Source organism: Roseateles sp. GW823-FHT07B05 (genome assembly GCF_058794515.1).
In genome coordinates, this window is the sequence record NZ_JBXAGX010000014.1 from 31950 (window position 1) to 52200 (window position 20251).

A 20251-nucleotide genomic window follows, 5' to 3' on the forward strand; every position below is an offset into this window, starting at 1 on the left:
GAAGGGGCGTCAATTCCTCTTCGCCAGCTCGAACATCAGCAGCGACGGCAGCGCGTCGGCCAGGTGGCGGCGCGAGATGCGGGCCACGCCGTCGCTGGTGGCGGTGGACAGCTGCGTGCGGTGCTCGCCGTCGAACATCTCGACGAAGGCGAAGTCCGGCGCGTCGCGGCTGATGCCGGCGATCAGGTGCAGCAGCGCCTCGTCCATCTGTGCCGCATCGAACAGCAGCACGTGCGGCAGGCCTTCGCGGCAGAACTGCTCGGCCTCGGCCACGCTGCCGACGGCGTCCACCAGCATGCCCATGTGGCGCAGCGACGCCTGCGCCTCGGCGCGCAGCTCGCGGTGCGCGGTCAGGATCAGCACCTGGCAGCCGGCCAGCGGCCGCGAGTTGCCGCCCAGCCGCTCTGCCTCGGCCTCCAGCTTGGCGTGCGTGCTGTCGGGCGGCGGCGCCTCTTCGGGCGCGAGCTGGTTGAACTCCAGCGTCAGCAGCGTGATGCCGGCCTCCTGCTCGCGCAGCGGCAGCACGCCCAGCGTGAGCGCGGTCTGCTCCAGCAGCTTCCAGGCCAGCGAATCCAGCCCCGTCGACGCCGCCTGCGGCTCGGGCGGCTCGCCCAGCAGCTCCAGCGAGCGGTGGGCGAAGCGGCAGGACAGCCGTGCCTTCACGGGCCAGGGCGTCAGGTCCAGCCGCAGGTCGACGGAGGAGTGCGTGTTGGCCAGCGCCCAGTCCATCAGCGCGTTCAGCAGCGCGAACAGCAGCGCGCCGTCGGCCCAGATCTCCACCGGCTTCAGCGACTGGCGCACCTGCACGCCGCGCGCCTGCGTCTCGCGGCTGCGCTGGGCCAGCACGCTGCGCAGCATCTGCGACAGGTGCTGGCGCTCGCGGTTCAGGCGCAGCCGGCCGGAGGCCAGCCGGGCCAGTTGCTGGCCCAGCATGCCGGCGGTGCGGGCGTCATCGACGCTGCGGCGCAGCAGGCGCAGGCCGCGGCGGTCGATCTGGCCGGTGGTGGCGAGGTTCTGGATCTGCTCCAGCGCCGCGCTCAGCGGGCCGGCGATCTCGGCGCCCAGTTGCTGGACGATGTCGGCCCACTGCACTGGCGTGGGCTCAGGCATGACATCGTTGGCGGCGCTGACTGGCGCTGAAGAAGGCGGTGTGGACATGACCCCGGGAAAGCAGATCCGCGGCGGATGGTTCTAGGTTGTGGGCCCACCGCGATGTGAAAGCGCATGCTGGGGACTGGGAGCCCCTTTCTCCATCCCCCAGCCGGGTGGAAACCCTTGGTTCAGGGGTGGGCTTACCCTCGCAACCCGCATGCCTGGGTTCAGGCGATGACGCCGGCGGCCCGCCAGGCGGCGATGTCGTCGGCGCTGCAGCCGGCCTCGCGCAGCAGTTCGTCGCTGTGCTGGCCCAGCAGCGGCGGCGCCTGCCGGTACTGCACCGGCGTGGCCGACAGCTTCATGGGGCTGGCCACCAGGCGCAGCCCGGGCGTCAGCGGGTGGTCCAGCCCGATGACGGCGCCGCGCGCCTGCGCCTGCGGGTCGGCCAGCGCCTCGGCGATGGAGTTGATTGAGCCGCAGGGCACCTTGGCCGCCTCCAGCGCGGCCAGCCAGTCGTTGCGCGGGCGCTGGCGGATGGCGTCCTCCAGCAGCGGCACCAGCGTGGCGCGGTGGCGCACCCGTTCGGCGTTGGTGGCGAAGCGCGGGTCCGTGGCCCAGGCCGGGTGGCCGGCGATGTCGCAGAACTTGGCGAACTGGCGGTCGTTGCCGACGGCCAGGATCAGGTGGCCGTCGCTGGCCTCGAACACCTGGTAGGGCACGATGTTCTGGTGCGCATTGCCCATGCGGCCGGGTGCCTTGCCGCTGCACAGGTAGTTGCTGCCCAGGTTGGCGAGCATGGCGAGCTGCGTGTCGAACAGCGCCATGTCGATGACCTGGCCCTGGCCGGTGGCGTCGCGGTGGCGCAGCGCGGCCAGGATCGCAACGGTGGCGTACATGCCGGTGAACAGGTCGGCCACCGCCACACCCACCTTCTGCGGGCCGCCGCCGGGCAGGTCGTCGCGCTCGCCGGTCACGCTCATCAGCCCGCCCATGCCCTGCACGGCGTAGTCGTAGCCGGCGCGCTCGGCGTAGGGGCCGGTCTGGCCGAAGCCGGTGATGGAGCAGATCACGAGGCCGGGGTGCTCGGCCAGCAGGCTTTGCGCGTTCAGCCCGTAGCGGGCCAGGTCGCCGACCTTGAAGTTCTCCACCAGCACGTCCACCTGGCCGGCCAGCTTGCGCACGATGGCCTGCCCCTCGGGCGTGGCCAGGTCCACGGCCAGCGAGCGTTTGTTGCGGTTGGCGCCGAGGAAGTAGGCGGCCTCGCTCGTGTCCTGGCCGTCGGCGTCCTTCAGGTAGGGCGGGCCCCAGGCGCGCGTGTCGTCCCCGCTGCCGGGGCGCTCGATCTTGATGACGTCGGCGCCGAGGTCGGCCAGCGTCTGGGTGCACCAGGGGCCGGCCAGCACGCGTGAGAGGTCCAGCACGCGCACGCCCGCCAGCGCTTGTGGAGTTGGCAGTTTTTGCATCACGGAATTGTCAGGGGGCGGCTGTCGATAATTCGGCGATGCCTCATCGCTTCGTCGCCGGATTTGCCCTAATGCTCGGCCTGCTGGCCGCCTGCCAGCCGGCGTTGAACTGGCGCGAGGTGCGGCCGGCGCAGTCGGGCGCGGTGGCGCTGTTCCCGTGCAAGCCCGACGTCGAGCAGCGCGCCGGCATGGGGCTGGCGCAGTGCGAGGCGGCCGGCAGCCGCTTTGCGCTGTCCTGGGCCGACACGCCGGACGCCGCGCAGGCCGGCGCCGCGCTGAAGGCCATGGCGCAGGCGCTGGCCGCCAAGCTGGGCCAGCCGCTGCCGCCGGCGCAGCCGCTGCAGGTGGCTGGCATGACGCCGCTGCCCGAGGCCGGCCAGCACCGCCTGGGCGGCGACGGCGCGGCCACCCGTGTGGCGGTGTTCGCGCACGGCGGCCGCGTCTACCAGGCGGTGATGTCGGGCGCGCGGGACGACGCGCCGGCGTGGGACGCGTTCATCGCCGGGCTGCGCATCGAGCCCGCCCGCTAACATCGCGCCCCATGCCCAACCTGCTCGTGATCGCCCACGCGCCGCTGGCCTCCGCGCTGCGGCAGGTGGCCGAGCACACCTTTCCCGACTGCGCGCCGACGTTGACGGTGCTGGACGTGCATCCCGGCCAGTGCGCCGAGGATGTCGAAACGGCCGCCCGTGCGCTGATGGCCCAGGCCGGCCAGCCCGAATGGCTGGTGCTGACCGACGTCTTCGGCGCCACGCCCTGCAACGGCGCCCAGCGCCTGGCGGGCGAGCGGGTGCAGGTGCTCACCGGCGTCAGCGTGCCCATGCTGTGGCGCACGCTGTGCTACGCCAGCCAGAAGCCCTTGACCGAGCTGGCCCGCCGGGCCGTGCAGGGCGCGGTCACCGGCATCGTCGCCACGCCCCCCTTGCCCCCCGACGAATGATCACCTCCACCCTCACCATCAGCAACAAGCTGGGTCTCCACGCGCGCGCCTCGGCCAAGCTGACCAAGCTGGCCGGCAGTTTCAAGTGCGACGTCTTCATGAGCCGCAACGGCCGGCGCGTGAACGCCAAGAGCATCATGGGCGTCATGATGCTGGCCGCCGGGCTGGGCGCCACGGTGGAGCTGGAGACCGACGGCGAGGACGAGCAGGCCGCGCAGGACGCGATCACCGCGCTCGTCAACGACAAGTTCGGCGAAGGTCAATAAGACCTTGCGGGACAGACCGATCGAGCGCAGCGAGTCGCTCTGTCCCCAACTGGCTTAGAAGCCGATTCGCTTGAAGCGCGCCGGCAGGTCCGCCGTGCGCAGCAGCAGCGGCAGGTCGGCGGTGTTGAAGTCGGGGTCCCAGGCCGGCTCGCCCATCAGCTTGGCGCCGCAGCGCAGGTAGCCGCGGATCAGCGCCGGCGGCTCCACCACGAGGTCCTGGCGCAGGTGGGCGATGGGCAGCGGCAGGCGCGGGCGCACCTGGCAGTCGATGGGCGCGAGGTGCGTCGCGGCGATCTGCTTCCACAGGCTGGCCGCGAAATGGCCGCCGTCGCGCATGCTGACGCTGGCGCAGCCGATGACGGTGTCCAGCCCGTTGCGGGCCATGAACTCGGCCAGCGCGCCCCACAGCGCAATGATGGCGCCGCCGCTGCGGTGGTCGGCATGCACGCAGGAGCGGCCGATCTCGGCGACGCGTGAGCGCAGGTTGCGCAGCCGGGTCAGGTCGAATTCGGTGTCGCTGTACAGGCCGCCGGCGCGCTTGGCCGCGGCCGGCGTTAGCACGCGGTAGGTGCCGACGACGGGGCCGGGGTCACCGTCCTCGCCGGCCGCGCGCACCAGCAGGTGCTCGCAGTAGGCGTCGAACAGGTCCACGTCCAGCCCGGCCGGCGCGTGGCGGGGCGTCGGCAGGCGGGCGCCCATCTCGACGGCGAAGACCTGGTAGCGCAGGGCCTGCGCCTCGCGGACCTCGGACTCGCTGGCGGCCCAGCTCACCGTGAGGCGGGTGGCCGTGGCGCGCTCGGCACGCGGCAGAGCGGGGGCATGCATCAGCGCATGCGTGACGATTTGGCTGCGGTTCATGCCGCCATGCTGGGCGGCCGGCTTGACGCAGCGGTGAAGGTCCTATGAAAAAACCATGACGCCCGGCGCCGGCGTGAGCGGCTACATTGGCCGCTCGATCTGCGAAAGGGCGCTGCTGATGAGTTTCCAGGTGTTCGGCATTGCGGTCTCGCGTGGCGTGGCCATCGGCCGCGCGGTGCTGGTGGCGTCCAGCCGTGTCGACGTCGCGCACTATTTCGTTGCGCCGGACCAGATCCAGGCCGAGATCGCACGCCTGCTGCGCGGCCGCGACGCCGTTGCGCGCGAGCTGGAGACGCTGAAGGACGAACTGCCAGACGACGCGCCGCACGAACTGGCCGCGTTGCTGGACGTGCACCTGATGCTGCTGCACGACGAGGCACTGACCGGCAGTGCCAGCCAGTGGATCGTCGAGCGCCACTACAACGCCGAGTGGGCGCTGTCCGCCCAGCTGGAAGTGCTGGCGCGCCAGTTCGACGAGATGGAGGACGACTACCTGCGCGAGCGCAAGGCCGACCTGGAGCAGGTCGTCGAGCGCGTGCTGGGGGCGCTGACGCACGAGGAGGGCGGCGGCGCCGTGCCCGTCACGGCGCGCGACTTCGGCGGCGAGGACCCGCTGCTGCTGGTGGCCGCCGACATCTCGCCGGCCGACATGATCCAGTTCAAGCGCAGCGTGTTCCGCGGCTTTATCACCGACATCGGCGGCAAGACCTCGCACACGGCCATCGTCGCCCGCAGCATGGACATCCCGGCGGTGGTCGGCACCCGCGAGGCGTCGCGCCTCATCATGCAGGACGACTGGGTCATCATCGACGGCGATGCCGGCACCGTCATCGTCAACCCGTCGCCCATCGTGCTGGAGGAGTACCGCTTCCGCCAGCGCCAGAGCGAGCTGGAGCGCGCCCGCCTGGCGCGGCTGCGCCACACGCCGGCCGTCACGCTGGACGGCGAGCACATCGAGCTGCACGCCAACATCGAGATGCCGGCCGACGCCGAGGCTGCCGTCGGCGCCGGTGCCACCGGCGTGGGCCTGTTCCGCAGCGAGTTCCTGTTCATGAACCGCGACGGCGAGCTGCCCAGCGAGGAGGAGCAGTTCATCGCCTACAAGGCCGCCGTCGAGGCGATGAAGGGCATGCCGGTGACGATACGCACCGTCGACATCGGCGCCGACAAGCCGCTGGACCGGCTCAGCGTTTCCGAACTGCGCCACGAGCATGTGCTGAACCCGGCCATGGGCCTGCGCGCCATCCGCTGGAGCCTGGCCGAGCCCAGCATGTTCCGCCAGCAGCTGCGCGCCATCTACCGGGCCAGCGCCTTCGGCAAGGTGCGGCTGCTGATCCCGATGGTGGCCCACCTGGCCGAGGTGCGGCAGATCATCGAGACCCTGCGCAAGGTGCAGCAGCAGCTGACCGATGCCGGCCACGCGTACACGCGCGTGGAGCTGGGCGTCATGATCGAGATCCCCGCCGCCGCCGTCATGCTGCCGCTGCTGCTGCGCCACGTGGACTTCGTCTCCATCGGCACCAACGACCTGATCCAGTACACGCTGGCCATCGACCGCGCCGACGAGGCCGTGGCCCACCTCTACGACCCCTGGCACCCGGCCGTGCTGCAGCTGATCTCGCAGTCCATCGCGCAGGCCCGCGCGGCGGGCAAGGGCGTCAGCGTCTGCGGCGAGATGGCCGGCGACCCCGACTTCACCGAGCTGCTGCTGGCCATGGGGCTGCGCAGCTTCTCCATGCACCCGTCCCAGATCCCGGCCGTGAAGCAGCGCGTGCTGCGCTCGGACGCGCAGCGCCTGGCGCTGGCGCTGCCGCGCCTGCTCGACAGCGAGGACCCGCGGGCGGCGGCCGAGAAGGAACTCGCCGCCGCGCGCAGCGGCAGCGCGGCGGTGCACTGACGCGCGCTGCGCGCCTCAGGCGCGCGAGCGCCGGTCCACGCCGATCAGCGCCAGGATGGCCACCGCCACCAGCACGCCCAGCCCGCTCAGCGTCACGCCGATCGCCACCCCCGCCGCCTCGCAGCCGGCGTAGACGGCCAGCATCGCCAGCACGCTGAGGTTCTCGTTGAAGCCCTGCACGGCGATGGAGCGCCCCGCGCTCAGCAGCGTGGCGCCGCGGTGCTGCAGCAGCGCGTTCAGCGGCACCACCATCGCGCCGCCCACGGCGCCCACCAGGCACAGCACGGCGGCGGCCAGCGCGAGGTCGTGCACCTGCGCGACCACCGGCATCAGCAGCCCCAGCGCCACGCCGGCCCACAGCCCGTGCCGCGCCTGGTGCAGAGCCAGCCAGCGGCCGGCCGCGCCGGCGCCGGCGATGACGCCCACCGCCACCGCCGCCTGCAGATAGGCCGCCTGGCTCAGCGGCAGCGCCAGTGCCTCGCCGGCCCAGCGCAGCACGGCGAACTGCAGCGTGGCGCCCACGCCCCAGAACAGCGTCGTCGCGGCCAGCGACAGCCCGCCCTCGCGGTCGCGCCACAGCATGCGGTTGGCGGCGCGGAACTCGCGCACCAGCGTCGCGGCGCCGTGCGACGCGCTGCGCTGGCGCCGGCCGCTGTCGGGGATGCCGGCGTTCAGCGCGCTGCTGGCCGCGTAGATCAGCAGCAGCGCCGCCAGCGAGCCGGTCAGTTTGTCGGCCGGCAGGTCCCAGCCGTCGCAGAAGAAGGCCAGCGGCGAGCCCAGCCACAGCGGGCTCACCAGCAGGCCGCCCAGCACCGCGCCCAGCAGCGCGGCGGACACGACGCTGATCTCTATCCAGCCATTGGCCTTCACCAGCGCCTCGGGCGCGGCCAGCTCGGTGATGAGGCCGTACTTGGCCGGCGCGTAGGCCGCTGCGCCCAGCCCGACGACGGCCAGCGCGGCCACCGGGTGCAGGCCCAGCACCATCAGCGCCAGGCCGGCGATCTTGACGAGGTTCATCGCCGCCATCACGCGGCCCTTGGCGAAGGCGTCGGCCAGCGGCCCCACCCAGGGCGCCAGCACGACGTAGGCGGCCATGAAGCCCACCTTCAGCAGTGGCGCCCACCAGGGCGCGAAGCCCTGCTCGAGCAGCAGCGCGATGGCGACGATGAGCAGCGCGTTGTCGGCCAGCGCCGACGCGAACTGCGCGCCGATGACGAGGCCGAAGCCACGCGGCAGCGCGGGGGGGCGGCAGGGCGCGGCGGCGCTGGAGGTCGTGGCGTGCACTGGCGCCGCACTGTGGTGGCGGCGCGTGAATCGACGATGAAAAGCCGTGACGGCGGCGTGACGATGTGCGGTCTTGGTGCTGTATGCAATTACAGTATCCGCATGGAAGTTCAGGACAAGCTCGCCATCCTGGCGGACGCCGCCAAATACGACGCCTCCTGCGCCAGCAGCGGCACCGAGAAGCGCCACTCGCGCGACGGCCAGAGCCTGGGCTCCACCAGCAACGGCATCTGCCACGCCTACACGCCGGACGGTCGCTGCGTGTCGCTGCTGAAGGTGCTGCTGACCAACTGGTGCGTCTACGACTGCCTGTACTGCATCAACCGCAAGAGCAGCGACGTGAAGCGCGCGCGCTTCAGCATCGACGAGGTGGTGCAGCTGACGCTGTCGTTCTACCGGCGCAACGTCATCGAGGGGCTGTTCCTGTCCAGCGGCATCATCCGCACGCCCGACTACACGATGGAGCAGGTCATCGAGGTGGCCCGCCGGCTGCGCGAGGAGGAGCATTTCAAGGGCTATCTGCACCTGAAGACCATTCCCGACGCGTCGCCCGAGCTGGTGGAGCGCGCGGGCCGCTACGCGGACCGGCTGTCCATCAACGTCGAGCTGCCCAGCGCGCAGAGCCTGCAACACCTGGCGCCGGAGAAGGACGCCGCGGGCATCGAGCGCACGATGTCGCGCATCCACCTGCGGCTGCAGGCCGCACGCGAGGCGAAGCGCGAGGCCCAGGCAGTCCGCGCGCTGCCCGGCGCGGCCGCGCGCACCGCGCCGCCGCCGCGTTTCGCCCCGGCCGGGCAGAGCACGCAGCTCATCGTCGGCGCCGACGCCTCCGACGACCGCACCGTGCTGCAGCTGTCCAGCCGGCTCTACACGGGCCAGGGCCTGCGGCGCGTCTACTACTCGGCCTACAGCCCCATCCCGCACGCCAGCCGCGCGCTGCCGGCGCAGGCGGCGCCGCTGCTGCGAGAGCACCGGCTCTACCAGGCCGACTGGCTGCTGCGCTTCTACGGTTTCCGGGCCGACGAGATCGTCACCGACGCCGGCTTCCTGTCGCTGCAGCACGATCCAAAGCTGGCCTGGGCGCTGGCCCATCCGGCGCAGTTCCCGCTGGACGTGGACCAGGCGCCGCGCGAGCAGCTGCTGCGCGTGCCGGGCCTGGGCGTGGGCTCGGTGGACAAGCTGCTGGCCGCCCGCCAGCACCGCCGGCTGCGCCGTGCCGACCTGCTGGCGCTGGGCCCGCTGGCGCGCAAGGCGCTGCCCTTCGTCGTCGCGGTGGACCATCGCCCCCGCCCCGCCGACGTGCAGGCCCTGGCGCGGCCCGCGGCGGCGCCGCAGCAGGTGGCGCTGTTCTGATGAAGCTGCCGCTGCGCTACCCGGCGGACTGGGATGGTTTTGCCGCGCAGCTGCCCGCGCTGCTAGCGGGTGACGGTGCCGGCTGGACGCATGACGTCGGCGCCCAGGCCGGCCTGTTCGGCGAGGCGGCGGCGACGGAAGCCGGTGAGGCCGCCGCGTGGCGCGCACCCGCCGGTTGGGACGCACTGGGCCGGGCGGTGGCCATGCATGCCGACGACGACCGCTACGCGCGCCTGCTGGCCTTTGCGCGCCGGCTGCAGCGCGAGCCCGGGCTGTGGGCCGACGTGCTGGACGCCGACCGTCGCCGGCTGCAGTCCATGGCCCGCCAGGTGGGCCGCGAGATCCACAAGATGCATGCCTTCGTGCGCTTTCGCGAGGTGGCCGACGCGCAGGCGCCGGGCGGCCGGCGGCATGTGGCCTGGTTCGAGCCGGTGCACCACGTGCTGCGCGCGGCGGCGCCGTTCTTCGTGGACCGCTTCGCGCAGCACGCCTGGGCCATCCTGACGCCGCTGGGCTGCCTGCACTGGGACGGCCAGCGCCTCACCGGTGCCGGCCCCGCCAGCCGCGAGGACGCGCCGCCCGAAGACGCCGGCGAGGCGCTGTGGCTGACCTACTACCGCAGCATCTTCAACCCCGCCCGCGTCAAGGTGGCGGCGATGAAGAAGGAGATGCCGGTGCGCTACTGGGCGCAGATGCCGGAGACGCAGCTCATCAGCGAGCTGATCAAGGACGCGCCGCGGCGCGAGGGGCGCATGCGCGGAGTGTGACGCACGGCGGGGCGAGGGGCTCGTCAGCCTTTTTCGAAGAGCAGCGCCAGCTGGCTCGCGATCAGCAGCTCCTGCCGCGTCCAGGCCCGTGTGGCGCGGGCGTCCACCAGCCACAGCGCGCCGGCCAGCTGGGCGCCGTCGTACAGCGGCACCTCGATGCGCGCCTCGGCGGCGCCGGCCAGGCCGGCCAGTTCGGCGTGGCAGGGGTGCAGCGCGGCGTCTGGCAGCGCCAGCGGGGCGCCGTGGCGGGTCAGCAGGTCCAGGTAGCGCGGTTGGGCATCCGGGGTGAGGCCGCCCGGGCCCAGCGGCCAGCGGATGACGCTGGCCAGGCCCAGGATGCGCGTGCTCGCCGCCTTCAGCTCGGCGAGCGCCTCCGTGGGCGGCAGCGTGGCCAGGCGCTGGCGCTGGCCGCACAGGTGCAGCAGCAGCTCCTCGGGCGTGACCGGCGCGCCGGCTTCCTCGGCGGGCGGCGCCGCGAGCGTGGTGCGCGCGGGCAGGCTCAGCCGCTCGATCTCGGACTGCAGGGCCAGGTGTTGCCAGAGGTGGTCCAGCGCGCCGGGCGCGTCGCCCTCGGCCTGCAGCAGCTCGGCCAGTTGCAGGTGGGCCTGGCGGGCTTGCGCGCGGGCCTGGATGCGCTGCGCGAGCTGCAGGCCGTGGCGCGTGGAGCGCACGGCGGCGGCGTTGTCGCCACGGGCCAGCGCGATCTCGGTCCAGGTGCGGCTGGCGGCCGCCTCCAGCCAGGGGTAGCCCTGGCGCGCGGCGATGTCCAGCGCCAGGCGGCAGTCGGCCACGGCCCAGTCCATGCGCTGGCGGGCCAGCGCGGCGCGGGCGAGGTGCCAGTGCGCTTCGGCCTCGAACACGCGGTGCTGGCCACGCCGCGCCGCGGCCAGGCCGTGGCTGAAGTGGCGCTCGGCTGCCGGCAGGTCGCCGGTCTCGAAGCTGCCGACGCCGATGTTCAGCGCCAGCTTGGCGGCGAGGTAGCTGTCATCGGTGCCCGCGAGGTGTTCGGCCGCGTCGCGCATCTGGCGCAGGCCGCGGGCCCAGTCGGCCTGCGCGTAGTGGATCTGGCCCAGGCCGATGCGCGCGGCGACGCCCGTCTGCAGGTGGCCGCTGACCTCGGCGAGGTCCAGCGCCCGCGACCATTGCTCGCTGGCGAGCTGGTACTCGCCCTGCTGATAGGCGATGCGGCCCAGCGCCTCGCAGACGCGCGCGGCCTGCACGGGGAAGTGCCCCGCCGCGGCCAGCGCGCCGGCCTGCTCCAGCGCCGGCAGCAGCTCCAGCGCGCGGCCGCGCGGCTCCAGCAGGCCGAAGCGGGCGTAAAGCGCGTCGGCGCCGACAGCGGTGTCGCCCGCCGCGAACGACTGGGCGCTCAGGCGCTCCAGCAGCCGGTCGGCCAGCGCGGGGTGGCGGTGCGCGACGCGGGCAATGCGGCCCAGCAGGTCGGCCAGCGCGTCGCTGGCGGCGGGTTGTAGCGTGAACACGGCGGCGGCGTCTGGTTGGTTTCTCACTGGTATTCTTGTTCATCCGAGAGCTTGCCAAACCCGTCCTGGGGCCGGTCCGTAGCCTACTTGAGTGGCCGCAGACCAGTTTAAAACCAATTGACGACCCTGGTCGTTGGTATTAGAGTGGTATCGACTGATTCCCGTCGACCATGCCGCTTGCCCTCGATCCCTCTCTTGTGACTTCCCGCGACTCCGGTCGGCCCGCACGCTGGTGGGTCGGCATCGACGGTGGCGGTACCAGCACGCGTGCGCTGGTGGCGGATGCCGACGGCAGGGTGCTGGGCCGTGGCGAGTCCGGCGCGTCGGCGCTGAACCAGGGCGTGGAACAGGCCTGGCGGCATATCGCCGAGGCCATCGAGCGTGCCGGCGTGCCGGATCTGCAACTGAGGGATTGTGCGCTCGGGCTGGGTTTGTCGGGCACCGGCGTGCCGGCGCAGCTGCAGGGTTTCGTGGCGGCCGATCCGGGTGTGGCGCGGCTGGCGCTGGTCACCGACGGTTTTGCCGGCCTGCTGGGCGCGCATGGCGGCCGGCCGGGCGGGCTGCTGATCTCAGGCACCGGCTCGGTGGCCGAGGCACTGCTGGAAGACGGCTCGCACCGCATGACCGGCGGCTGGGGCTGGCAGATCGGCGACGAAGGCAGCGGCGCCTGGCTGGGCCAGCAGGCCATGAAGGTGGCGCAGGCCGCCTACGACGACCGCGCGCCGCGCGGCACGCTGGCCGACAGCGTTTACTCGGTGACCGGCCCCACCCGCGAAGACCTGCTGGCCTATTGCGCCCAGGCCGGGCAGGGCGGCTACGCGGCGCTGGCGCGCCTGGTGTTCGACAACGACGCCAGCGACCCCGCCGCGGCGGCCCTCCTCGATGCTGGCGCCCGCGCGCTGGACGAGCTGGCACTGTCCCTGCATCCCACCCTGCCGCTGGCGCTGGCCGGCAGCATCGCGTTGCGCCTGGCGCCACGCTTCAGCGCGGCCTTGCAGTCCCGCCGTGTCGAACCCCAGGGCGATGCCGTTGCCGGCGCGCTCTGGCTGATTCAACAACAAAGAACCACCACCGCATGAGCGCAGTTTTCGACTTCAAGGCCGACCCGAACGCGGCGTCGCCTCTCTACATGCAGCTGGCGCAGAGCCTGGCGACGGCCATCCGCGACGGCGTGTTCCACGCCGACGAGGCGCTGCCCAGCGAGCGCGTGCTGGCCGAGCAGCTGGAGCTGTCGCGCGTGACCGCGCGCAAGGCCATCGACCGGCTGGTGGAGCAGGGGCTGATCATCCGCAAGCGCGGCTCGGGCAACTACATCGCGCCCAAGCTGGAGCAGCCGCTGACGCGCCTGACCAGCTTCTCCGAAGAGCTGCACCAGCGCGGTTTCGTGCCGGGCTCGCGCTGGCTGCTGCGCGGCTTCACGCCGGCGGCGCCGGACGAGCAGCTGTCGCTGGAACTGAAGAGCGGCGAGCGCGTCGCGCGGCTGGAGCGGCTGCGGCTGGCGGACTCGGTCGTCATGGCCTACGAGGTGAGCGTGCTGCCGCAGAGCGTGCTGCCCGATCCGCAGAAGGTCGAGGCGTCGCTGTACACCCACCTCGGCGACCGCGCGCCGGTGCGTGCGCTGCAGCACATCCGCGCGCTGAACGCCGACGCCAAGCTGGCCGGCCTGCTGGAGGTGCCGCTGGGCGCCGCGGTGCTGTTCATCACCCGGGTGGGCTACCTGGCCTCCGGGCAGGCTGTCGAACTCACCCATTCCTACTGCCGCAGCGACTACTACGACTTCGTGGCCGAGATGCGCAGGGATTGACGTGACACGACTCGAAGGCGACATCGTCACGCCTCAGGGCGTGATCGCCGGCCACCTGGACTTCGCGAACGGCCGCATCCAGGCCGTGCACGGCACGCCCATCGCGGCGACGCGGGCGGGCGAGCGCGGCCGGCCCGTGCTGCTGCCCGGCTTCATCGACATCCATGTGCACGGCGGCGGCGGCCGCGACACGATGGAGGGCGGTGACGCGATCGATGCCATCGCGCGCCGCCATGTGCGGCATGGCACGACCGGCCTGCTGGCGACGACGATGACGGCGCCGCTGGCCGACATCGAGGCGGCGCTGCGCGCGCTGGGCCCGGTGTGCCGCGAGCGCGGCGCGCAGTCGGCCCGTGTGCTGGGCGTGCACCTGGAAGGCCCCTACATCAGCCCCGGCCGGCTGGGTGCGCAGCCCGCCTACGCCATTCCGGCCACGCTGGACGAGGTGCTGCGTCTGAACGCGCTTGCGCCCATCAAGGTGCTGACGCTTGCGCCCGAGATGGCAGGCCACCTGGCGCTGATCGGCCCGCTGCGCGACGCCGGCATCCGCGTGCAGATCGGCCACAGCAACGGCAGCTACGACGACGGCGTCGCGGCGCTGAACGCCGGCGCGTCGGGCTTCACCCACCTCTTCAACGCCATGACGGGCCTGCATCACCGCGAGCCCGGCATGGTGGGCGCGGCGCTGGCCCACGGCCAGCATGCCGAGCTCATCCCCGACCTGCTGCACGTGCACCCCGGCGCCATTCGCGCCGCGCTGCGCTGCATCCCCCACCTGTTCTGCGTGACCGACTCGACGGCCGCAGCCGGCATGCCCGATGGCGAGTACCGCCTGGGCGAGCACATGGTGCAGAAGTGCCTGGGCGGCGTGCGCCTGCCCGACGGCACGCTGGCCGGCAGCGCGCTGACGATGGACCAGGCGCTGCGCAACCTCGTGCACAAGCTGGACCTGCGGCTGCCCGACGCCGTGCGGCGCGTGTCGACCGCGGCGGCGGATTACCTGGGCCTCGCGGACCGAGGCCGCCTGGCCACCGGCGCGTGGGCGGATGTGGTCGTGATGGATGCCGGGCTTGAGCTGCGGCGCGTGTTTGTGGAAGGTGAGGAAATCGATGTCGTCGCTGATGCTTGAGGAGGCGCTGAGTGCGCCGGACGTGGTGGCCCGCCAGCTGGCTGCCGACCCGCTGAGTTATGCCCGCCTGGGCCAGGCCCTGCAGGAGGTGCCGCCGACCAGCGTGCTGACCATCGCGCGCGGCAGCTCCGACCACGCGGCCCACTACCTGGCCTACCTGGTGATGGCGCGGCTGGGCCGGCTGGTCACGTCGCTGCCCATGTCGCTGATCACGCTGTACCAGAGCCGCATCCACTGCGAGGGCCTGCTGTCGCTGGCGTTCTCGCAGTCGGGCCAGAGCCCCGACCTGGTCGCGCCGACGCAGTTCTTCCGCGCCGGCGGTGCGCGCACGGTGGCCTTCGTCAACGCCAGCGGCTCGCCGCTCGCGGCTGCGGCCGAGCATGTGTTCGAGCTGCACGCCGGCCCCGAGAAGAGCGTGGCCGCCACCAAGAGCTATATCGCGCAGCTGGTGGCCGGTGCGCGCGTCGTGGCGGCCTGGCAGCAGGACGATTCCCTGCGCGCCGCGCTGAACGTGCTGCCCATCGCGCTGGAGCAGGCGAGCAAGCTCGACTGGAGCGCCGCGCTGCCGGCACTGCAGAACGAGGAGCGCCTGTTCGTGCTGGGCCGCGGCACGGGCCTCGCCGTCGCGATGGAAGCGGCGCTGAAGCTGAAGGAAACCTGCGGCATCCAGGCCGAGGCGTTCTCGGGCGCCGAGGTCAAGCACGGCCCGATGGCGCTGGTGCGCGACGGCTACCCGCTGCTGGTGTTCGCGCCGCGCGGCCCAGCGCAGGCTGGCCTGCTGGCCATTGCCGAGGAGATGAGCTCGCGCGGCGGCCGCGTGCTGCTGGCCGCGCCCATCGGCACGCCGTGCCCGGCCGGTGTGCAGCTGCTGCCGCTGGTGACCACCGGCAGCGAGGACCTCGACCCCATCGCGCTCGTGCAGAGCTTCTATCCCATGGTGGAGGCGCTGGCGCGGGCCCGCGGCTTCAACCCGGACGTGCCGCCCAACCTGGCCAAGGTCACCAAGACTCACTGAGGACTGCCATGAGCAACTTCGATCCCGGCCGCCTCGTGATGGTCGACATCCCGGGCCAGAGCCTCGACGCCGAGACCGCCGCCTTCCTGCGCGAGCAGAAGATCCGCTCGGTCTGCCTGTTCCGCAAGAACCTCGGCACCGAGGACGAGGTGAGGGCGCTGGTGGGCGACCTCATCGCCGTGCTGGGCCCCGAGGCGCTCATCGGTATCGACCAGGAAGGCGGCGCCGTCGTGCGCGCCACGTTCCTGCCGCAGCCGCCGTCGGCCATGGCGCTGGGCGCCAGCGGTGACGCCGCGCGGGCCGAGGCCGTGGGCGCGGCCGTCGCGCGCGGGCTGAAGTCGCTGGGCATCAACTGGAACTTCGCGCCGGTGCTGGACGTCAACAACAACCCGTCCAACCCGGTCATCGGCGAGCGCAGCTTCTCCAACGACCCGGTGGAGGTCAGCCGCCTGGCCGCCGCGTGGATGCGCGGCTCGCTGTCGGCCGGCGTGGCCTGCTGCGTGAAGCACTTCCCCGGCCATGGCGACACGCATGTGGACTCGCACCACGCGCTGCCCACCGTCGACAAGAGCCGCGCCGAGCTGAACGCGCTGGAGCTGGCGCCGTTCAAGGCGCTGGCCGGCCAGGCCCCGGCCATGATGACGGCCCACATCGTCTACCCGCAGATCGACCCCGACCGCCCGGCCACGCTGTCGCCGGCGCTGATCGGCGGCATCCTGCGCCAGGACTGGGGCTACGATGGCGTCGTCATCACCGACGCGCTGATGATGAAGGCCGTGGCCGAGCGCTTCGGCTACGCCAAGAGCGCCGTGATGGCCATCGAGGCCGGCGCCGACATGGTGCTGGCCCAGGGCTCGCTGGCCGAGCAGCTGGTCGCCATCAACGCGCTGCGCGACGCCTTCGCCAGCGGCCGGCTGACGGCGCAGCAGGGCGAGGTCGCCAACGCGCGGCTGGACAAGCTGGCCGCGGCCTACCCCGCCCGCGTGGTGGGCGATGCCGCCGCGCGAGCGTCCGACCATGCGCTGATGGCCGAGGCCTGGGCCGCCGGCCTGACCGCGCTGCGCGGCGCCAGGCCGCCGGCGCTGTCCGCGCCCATCCGCGTCATCGTGCAGGGCGACGTGCCCACCGACATGGTCTCCGAGGCCGGCCCCACGGGCCGCCAGGCCGTCGCGCTGTTCGACGCCTTCACCGATGCCCAGGTGCAGATGGTGGACGACATCGCGCAGCTGGACTGGCGCCGCGTGCCGCAGGACGGCCGCGTCAACGTGCTGGTGTCCACGCGCCGCGCGCGCTACGGCCTCACGGCTGCCGAGTGGCGGCCCGACCTGCATCTGTCGCTGTGGAACCCCTACCAGGCGCTGGACGTCGCCGGCCCTACGGTGCTGAGCTGGGGCTTCGCACCGGGCGCGCTGGCCGCGCTCAAGGCGTGGCTGGAAGGTCGCACGCAGGCCACCGGCCACGCGCCGCAGGGGCTGCAGTGATGGACGCCAAGACACCGATGAGGTGGATCCCGACCCTGTACTTCGTGCAGGGCATGCAGTTCTTCGTCGTCATGCTCATCGCCGGGCTGATGTTCAAGAACCTGGGTGTGGCCAACGACCAGATCGCGCGCTGGACGGCGGTGCTGGGCCTGGCCTGGGCCATCAAGCCGCTGTGGAGCCCGTTCCTGGAACTGCTGCGCAGCAAGAAGCTCATCGTCGTCGCCGCGCAGTACGTGGGCGCCGCCGGCCTGGGCCTGATGGCGCTGGCGCTGCACCTGCCGCACTGGTTCGGCGCGGCCATCATCGTGCTGTTCCTGATCGCCTACGCGTCGGCCACGCACGACATCGCCTGCGACGGGCTCTACATGGCGTCGCTGGACAGCAAGCGCCAGGCCAGCTACGCGGGCTGGCAGGGCGCCTTCTTCAACGGCGCGCGCTTCTTCATCACGGGTGTGGTGCTGAAGCTGGCGGGCTACCTGGAAGGCCAGGTCGGCGCGTTCAACGCGTGGTCCAGCGTATTCCTGATGCTGTGCGTGCTGGTGACCGTGCTGGCCACCTACAACGCCAAGTTCCTGCCCGGCACGCTGAGCACCGAGCACAGCGACCTGACGGCCGCGGGCGTCACGACGATGCTGAAGGATGTCGTCAGCGACTTCTTCAGCAAGCCCGGCATCTGGCTGGCCGTGCTGTTCATCATCCTGTTCCGCCTTGCCGAGGGCCAGGTGCAGACCATCGGCCCGCTGTTCCTGCTCGAAGCCCGCGACAAGGGTGGCCTGGGCCTGACGACGGGTCAGGTGGCCGATGTGTACGGCTGGGTGGGCACGGGCGCCTTCCTCGTCGGCTCGGTGCTGGGCGGCTACCTGACCAGCGCGCTGGGCCTGAAGCGCGCGATGCCGCTGCTGCTCGTCGCGATGATGGTGCCCAACGCGACGTTCTACTACCTCGCCAGCGCGCTGCCGCAGGACATGATCCACATCGGCGCCGCCGTCGGCATCGAGATGCTGGGCTACGGCTTCGGCTTCGTCGGCATGATCCTGTACATCATGCAGGCCGTGGCCCCGGGCCGTTACCAGACGGCCCACTACGCGCTGGGCTCGGGCGTCATGCAGCTGGGCTTCATCTTCGCCAAGTTCATCAGCGGCGACATCCAGGTCAGCGTTGGCTACGAGCACTTCTTCGCGTGGACCATCGCCTGCGGCGTGCTGCCGCTGCTGCTGCTGCTGTGGGTGCCCATGCCGCGTGGCGACAAGGCGCCCGGCGAGGCGGTGCCGGCATGAAGTCCGGTGTCTGGGTCACCGGGCTGCTGCTGGCCGCCGCGCCGGCGTTCGCCACGTCGACGGGCGGCGAGTTCTTCGACGACTTCGCGCAGAAGGACCTCGACGCGCTGCGCGCCAGCGGCTGGGTGCTGCGCGACGGCACGGGCCACCCGGGCCTGCCGGGCTCGCGCTTCTCGCCGGCTCAGCTCGCGCTGGACGCCGGCCTGCTCAGGCTCAAGCTGACGACCGACGGCACGCCGGCCAACACGACGCTGTCGCAGCTGTGCGCGGCGCGCAAGTTCCTGATCGGCACGACGACGGCGCGCGTGCGCCTGCGCGACACGGCCGGCTCGCGCGACCCCATCGTGCAGGCCTTCTACCTGGCCGGCCCGCTGCGCCACGACTACGACCCCGACTTCAGCGAGGTCGACTTCGAGTACCTGCCGCACGGCGGCTGGGGCAGCCCGGACACGCGGCTGTACGGCGTCAGCTGGCAGACCGTGCGCGTGGACCCCTGGCAGTCGTTCAACCAGGCCTCCATCGTGCCCGGCTCGCACGACGGCTGGCAGCTGCTGACGGTGCAGGTGGAGGCCACGCGCACGCGCCACTACGTCAACGGCCGGCTGCTTGGCGAACACACCGGCCGCAACGTGCCGGCCAAGCCCATGGCCATCAGCTTCAACCACTGGATCTCGGCCGGTGCCGTGCCCGGCGCGGTGCGCGACTACGAGTTCGACGTCGACTGGGTGCTGCACCAGGCCGGCAAGACCGTCGAGCCCGACGCCATGCAGGCGCGTGCCGAGCAACTGCGCAAGCAGGGCGTCGCGCGCCAGGACACCGTGCCCGATGCGGGCCTGACGAGCGAGTGCAACCTATGAAGAAGATCCTGATCGCCGCGCTGACGCTGGCTGCTGCGGTCACCGCGCAGGCACAGCCCCAGCCCGTCGTCGGCACCTACATCCTGGCCGAGCGCGGCGTGGGCGTCGTCGAGCAGTTGAAGCCCGGCCGCGTGTCGCACATCCTGTATGCCTTCCTGCTGATCTGCGGCGAAGGCCAGCGCCAGGAGGAGGCCTCCGCCTGCGCCGGCAAGCCCGGCTTCAGCATCGCGCCGCATGCCGATCAGGACACGTTCTCCGCCGCCTTCCAGCGCCTGAAGCAACGCGACCCGGCGGTGCAGGTGCTGGCCTCGGTGGGCGGCTGGGGCGGGTCGGACCCGTTCTTCCATCTCGCCGCGAGCCGCGAAGGCCGCGCGGCCTTCGTGAAGCACGCGACCGACTGGCTGCGCGCCCACCCCGGCTTCGACGGGCTGGACATCGATTGGGAGCACCCCGGCAACAACGGCGCGTCCAACGGCGTGCAGCTGGGCAGCCCGGCCGACGGCGAACACTTCGTGGCTCTGCTGCAGGACCTGCGCACGGGCCTGGACGCGCTGGGCCGTGACACCGGCCGGCGCTATGCGCTGACGGTGGCCATCAACTCGTCCCGTGAGCAGCTGGCGCGCATGCCCATGGGCCGCGCGGCGGCGTCGCTGGACCTCGTCTTCATGATGACCTACGACTTCACCGGCCCGTGGACCAAGCACGCCGGCAACCATGCCGCGCTGCGCAGCGCCCGGCCGGGTGGCGATGCCAGCCTGGAGGCGCAGGTGGCCGGCCTGAAGGCCGCGGGCGTGCCCGCCGCCAAGATGGTGGCCGGCGTGGCGATGTACGGCCGCGGCTTCGATGGCGTGAAGGCCGACGGCAGCTACGACAAGCCCTGGCCCAACGCCGACGGGTCCGTCGCGTTCAAGGACATCGACGCGCTGAAGGCGCAGGGCATGAAGCCGCGGTTCGACAAGGCCACGCAGTCCTGGGCCATGGTGGGCAACGGCCGATTCGTCGGCTACGACGACCCGCGCGCCGTGCGCGCCAAGGTCGCGTTCGCGAAGCGGGCCGGCCTGGCCGGCGTGTTCGCGTGGGAGCTGACGCAGGATGACGGCCGGCTGCTGGACGCGATGAATCTGATGACGAGGTGATGCCCCTCGCCCAGTCTTGCCGCGCTGAACGCGGGCAAACCTGGTCGGTCCCCCAAGGGGGCGAGGCCACCGACGGCATTGAGCCGTCAGCGGCCTCAGGCGGGCCGGCTTGGGGCGGCCCGGCGCTCGGCCCGGAATACATCCTGTT

The 20251-nt window shown here is 72.3% G+C and carries 19 protein-coding genes; 14 read left to right on the forward strand and 5 right to left on the reverse strand.

All coding sequences use genetic code 11. From position 1 onward, the window contains the following. Window positions 1-9 precede the first annotated feature (9 nt). Both AC1Q7O_RS22945 and AC1Q7O_RS22950 read right to left on the reverse strand, forming a co-directional pair. The gene (locus AC1Q7O_RS22945; RefSeq protein ID WP_492661134.1) at window positions 10-1110 is read right to left on the reverse strand and encodes a hypothetical protein; all 1101 of its coding nucleotides are present in this window, start codon (window positions 1108-1110) and stop codon (window positions 10-12) included. Between the two features lie 209 nt (window positions 1111-1319). Next, entirely contained in the window at window positions 1320-2558 is a 1239-nt protein-coding gene (locus AC1Q7O_RS22950) for a CaiB/BaiF CoA transferase family protein (protein WP_492661135.1), read from the reverse strand. Window positions 2559-2596: 38 nt separating this feature from the next. Between AC1Q7O_RS22950 and AC1Q7O_RS22955 the strand changes: the two genes are divergently transcribed. From AC1Q7O_RS22955 to AC1Q7O_RS22965, 3 genes are read left to right on the forward strand one after another with little or no spacing between them, the layout of a single operon-like run. Then, window positions 2597-3088, forward strand: coding sequence for a hypothetical protein (locus AC1Q7O_RS22955; protein WP_492661136.1), 492 nt, complete (start codon window positions 2597-2599; stop codon window positions 3086-3088). A gap of 11 nt (window positions 3089-3099) precedes the next feature. Further along, on the forward strand, window positions 3100-3498 hold the full coding sequence (locus AC1Q7O_RS22960; RefSeq protein ID WP_492661137.1) for a PTS sugar transporter subunit IIA: 399 nt from the start codon (window positions 3100-3102) through the stop codon (window positions 3496-3498). Continuing rightward, complete coding sequence (locus AC1Q7O_RS22965; RefSeq protein ID WP_394513386.1) at window positions 3495-3764, forward strand: HPr family phosphocarrier protein; 270 nt, start codon at window positions 3495-3497, stop codon at window positions 3762-3764. The genes AC1Q7O_RS22960 and AC1Q7O_RS22965 overlap by 4 nt, the downstream gene beginning before the upstream one ends. A 54-nt stretch (window positions 3765-3818) precedes the next feature. On the opposite strand, the gene AC1Q7O_RS22970 is transcribed toward AC1Q7O_RS22965, so the two are convergent. Continuing rightward, a complete protein-coding gene (locus AC1Q7O_RS22970) occupies window positions 3819-4622 on the reverse strand; it encodes a GNAT family N-acetyltransferase (RefSeq protein ID WP_492661138.1) in 804 nt (267 codons plus the stop codon). Between the two features lie 118 nt (window positions 4623-4740). Between AC1Q7O_RS22970 and ptsP the strand changes: the two genes are divergently transcribed. After that, complete coding sequence (gene ptsP / locus AC1Q7O_RS22975) at window positions 4741-6519, forward strand: phosphoenolpyruvate--protein phosphotransferase (protein ID WP_492661202.1); 1779 nt, start codon at window positions 4741-4743, stop codon at window positions 6517-6519. Window positions 6520-6534: 15 nt separating this feature from the next. Here the strand turns inward: ptsP and lplT are convergent, their stop codons facing one another. Further along, window positions 6535-7803 (reverse strand): lysophospholipid transporter LplT, encoded by a 1269-nt coding sequence (gene lplT / locus AC1Q7O_RS22980; protein ID WP_492661139.1) that lies wholly within the window; start codon window positions 7801-7803, stop codon window positions 6535-6537. A 102-nt stretch (window positions 7804-7905) separates the two neighbouring features. On the opposite strand from lplT, the gene AC1Q7O_RS22985 reads away from it, so the two are divergent. Then, window positions 7906-9156: a putative DNA modification/repair radical SAM protein gene (locus AC1Q7O_RS22985; protein WP_492661140.1), complete on the forward strand. Its 1251-nt coding sequence runs from the start codon at window positions 7906-7908 to the stop codon at window positions 9154-9156. Further along, a complete protein-coding gene (locus tag AC1Q7O_RS22990; RefSeq protein ID WP_492661141.1) occupies window positions 9156-9923 on the forward strand; it encodes a TIGR03915 family putative DNA repair protein in 768 nt (255 codons plus the stop codon). Before AC1Q7O_RS22985 ends, AC1Q7O_RS22990 begins: the two co-directional genes overlap by 1 nt. A 23-nt stretch (window positions 9924-9946) precedes the next feature. On the opposite strand, the gene AC1Q7O_RS22995 is transcribed toward AC1Q7O_RS22990, so the two are convergent. After that, the gene (locus AC1Q7O_RS22995) at window positions 9947-11431 is read right to left on the reverse strand and encodes an ATP-binding protein (protein WP_492661142.1); all 1485 of its coding nucleotides are present in this window, start codon (window positions 11429-11431) and stop codon (window positions 9947-9949) included. A gap of 170 nt (window positions 11432-11601) precedes the next feature. On the opposite strand from AC1Q7O_RS22995, the gene AC1Q7O_RS23000 reads away from it, so the two are divergent. From AC1Q7O_RS23000 to AC1Q7O_RS23035, 8 genes are read left to right on the forward strand one after another with little or no spacing between them, the layout of a single operon-like run. Next, the gene (locus tag AC1Q7O_RS23000; RefSeq protein ID WP_492661143.1) at window positions 11602-12483 is read left to right on the forward strand and encodes a glucosamine kinase nucleotide-binding domain-containing protein; all 882 of its coding nucleotides are present in this window, start codon (window positions 11602-11604) and stop codon (window positions 12481-12483) included. After that, on the forward strand, window positions 12480-13208 hold the full coding sequence (locus AC1Q7O_RS23005; RefSeq protein WP_492661144.1) for a GntR family transcriptional regulator: 729 nt from the start codon (window positions 12480-12482) through the stop codon (window positions 13206-13208). Before AC1Q7O_RS23000 ends, AC1Q7O_RS23005 begins: the two co-directional genes overlap by 4 nt. 1 nt (window position 13209) lies before the next feature. After that, a complete protein-coding gene (gene nagA / locus AC1Q7O_RS23010; protein WP_492661145.1) occupies window positions 13210-14337 on the forward strand; it encodes an N-acetylglucosamine-6-phosphate deacetylase in 1128 nt (375 codons plus the stop codon). After that, window positions 14318-15352 carry an SIS domain-containing protein gene (locus tag AC1Q7O_RS23015; RefSeq protein ID WP_492661146.1) on the forward strand — a complete coding sequence of 345 codons (1035 nt, stop codon included), beginning with the start codon at window positions 14318-14320 and terminating at the stop codon, window positions 15350-15352. Before nagA ends, AC1Q7O_RS23015 begins: the two co-directional genes overlap by 20 nt. An 8-nt stretch (window positions 15353-15360) precedes the next feature. Further along, window positions 15361-16833: a beta-N-acetylhexosaminidase gene (gene nagZ, locus AC1Q7O_RS23020; protein ID WP_492661147.1), complete on the forward strand. Its 1473-nt coding sequence runs from the start codon at window positions 15361-15363 to the stop codon at window positions 16831-16833. After that, window positions 16833-18110, forward strand: coding sequence for an MFS transporter (locus AC1Q7O_RS23025; RefSeq protein WP_492662751.1), 1278 nt, complete (start codon window positions 16833-16835; stop codon window positions 18108-18110). The genes nagZ and AC1Q7O_RS23025 overlap by 1 nt, the downstream gene beginning before the upstream one ends. Beyond that, a complete protein-coding gene (locus tag AC1Q7O_RS23030; protein WP_492661149.1) occupies window positions 18107-18967 on the forward strand; it encodes a glycoside hydrolase family 16 protein in 861 nt (286 codons plus the stop codon). Before AC1Q7O_RS23025 ends, AC1Q7O_RS23030 begins: the two co-directional genes overlap by 4 nt. Next, complete coding sequence (locus AC1Q7O_RS23035; protein ID WP_492661150.1) at window positions 18964-20103, forward strand: glycoside hydrolase family 18 protein; 1140 nt, start codon at window positions 18964-18966, stop codon at window positions 20101-20103. Before AC1Q7O_RS23030 ends, AC1Q7O_RS23035 begins: the two co-directional genes overlap by 4 nt. Window positions 20104-20251: the final 148 nt, after the last annotated feature.

Bases quoted from the DNA above. Each gene is read 5' to 3' on its own strand.
- AC1Q7O_RS22990 (WP_492661141.1), top strand. From the start codon at position 9,156: ATGAAGCTGCCGCTGCGCTACCCGGCGGACTGGGATGGTTTTGCCGCG.
- AC1Q7O_RS22985 (WP_492661140.1), top strand. From the start codon at position 7,906: ATGGAAGTTCAGGACAAGCTCGCCATCCTGGCGGACGCCGCCAAATAC.
- AC1Q7O_RS22970 (WP_492661138.1), bottom strand. From the start codon at position 4,622: ATGAACCGCAGCCAAATCGTCACGCATGCGCTGATGCATGCCCCCGCT.
- AC1Q7O_RS22945 (WP_492661134.1), bottom strand. From the start codon at position 1,110: ATGCCTGAGCCCACGCCAGTGCAGTGGGCCGACATCGTCCAGCAACTG.
- AC1Q7O_RS23035 (WP_492661150.1), top strand. From the start codon at position 18,964: ATGAAGAAGATCCTGATCGCCGCGCTGACGCTGGCTGCTGCGGTCACC.
- ptsP (WP_492661202.1), top strand. From the start codon at position 4,741: ATGAGTTTCCAGGTGTTCGGCATTGCGGTCTCGCGTGGCGTGGCCATC.
- AC1Q7O_RS23030 (WP_492661149.1), top strand. From the start codon at position 18,107: ATGAAGTCCGGTGTCTGGGTCACCGGGCTGCTGCTGGCCGCCGCGCCG.
- AC1Q7O_RS23025 (WP_492662751.1), top strand. From the start codon at position 16,833: ATGGACGCCAAGACACCGATGAGGTGGATCCCGACCCTGTACTTCGTG.
- AC1Q7O_RS23015 (WP_492661146.1), top strand. From the start codon at position 14,318: ATGTCGTCGCTGATGCTTGAGGAGGCGCTGAGTGCGCCGGACGTGGTG.
- AC1Q7O_RS23005 (WP_492661144.1), top strand. From the start codon at position 12,480: ATGAGCGCAGTTTTCGACTTCAAGGCCGACCCGAACGCGGCGTCGCCT.
- AC1Q7O_RS22955 (WP_492661136.1), top strand. From the start codon at position 2,597: ATGCCTCATCGCTTCGTCGCCGGATTTGCCCTAATGCTCGGCCTGCTG.
- AC1Q7O_RS22950 (WP_492661135.1), bottom strand. From the start codon at position 2,558: ATGCAAAAACTGCCAACTCCACAAGCGCTGGCGGGCGTGCGCGTGCTG.
- nagZ (WP_492661147.1), top strand. From the start codon at position 15,361: ATGAGCAACTTCGATCCCGGCCGCCTCGTGATGGTCGACATCCCGGGC.
- AC1Q7O_RS22965 (WP_394513386.1), top strand. From the start codon at position 3,495: ATGATCACCTCCACCCTCACCATCAGCAACAAGCTGGGTCTCCACGCG.
- AC1Q7O_RS22960 (WP_492661137.1), top strand. From the start codon at position 3,100: ATGCCCAACCTGCTCGTGATCGCCCACGCGCCGCTGGCCTCCGCGCTG.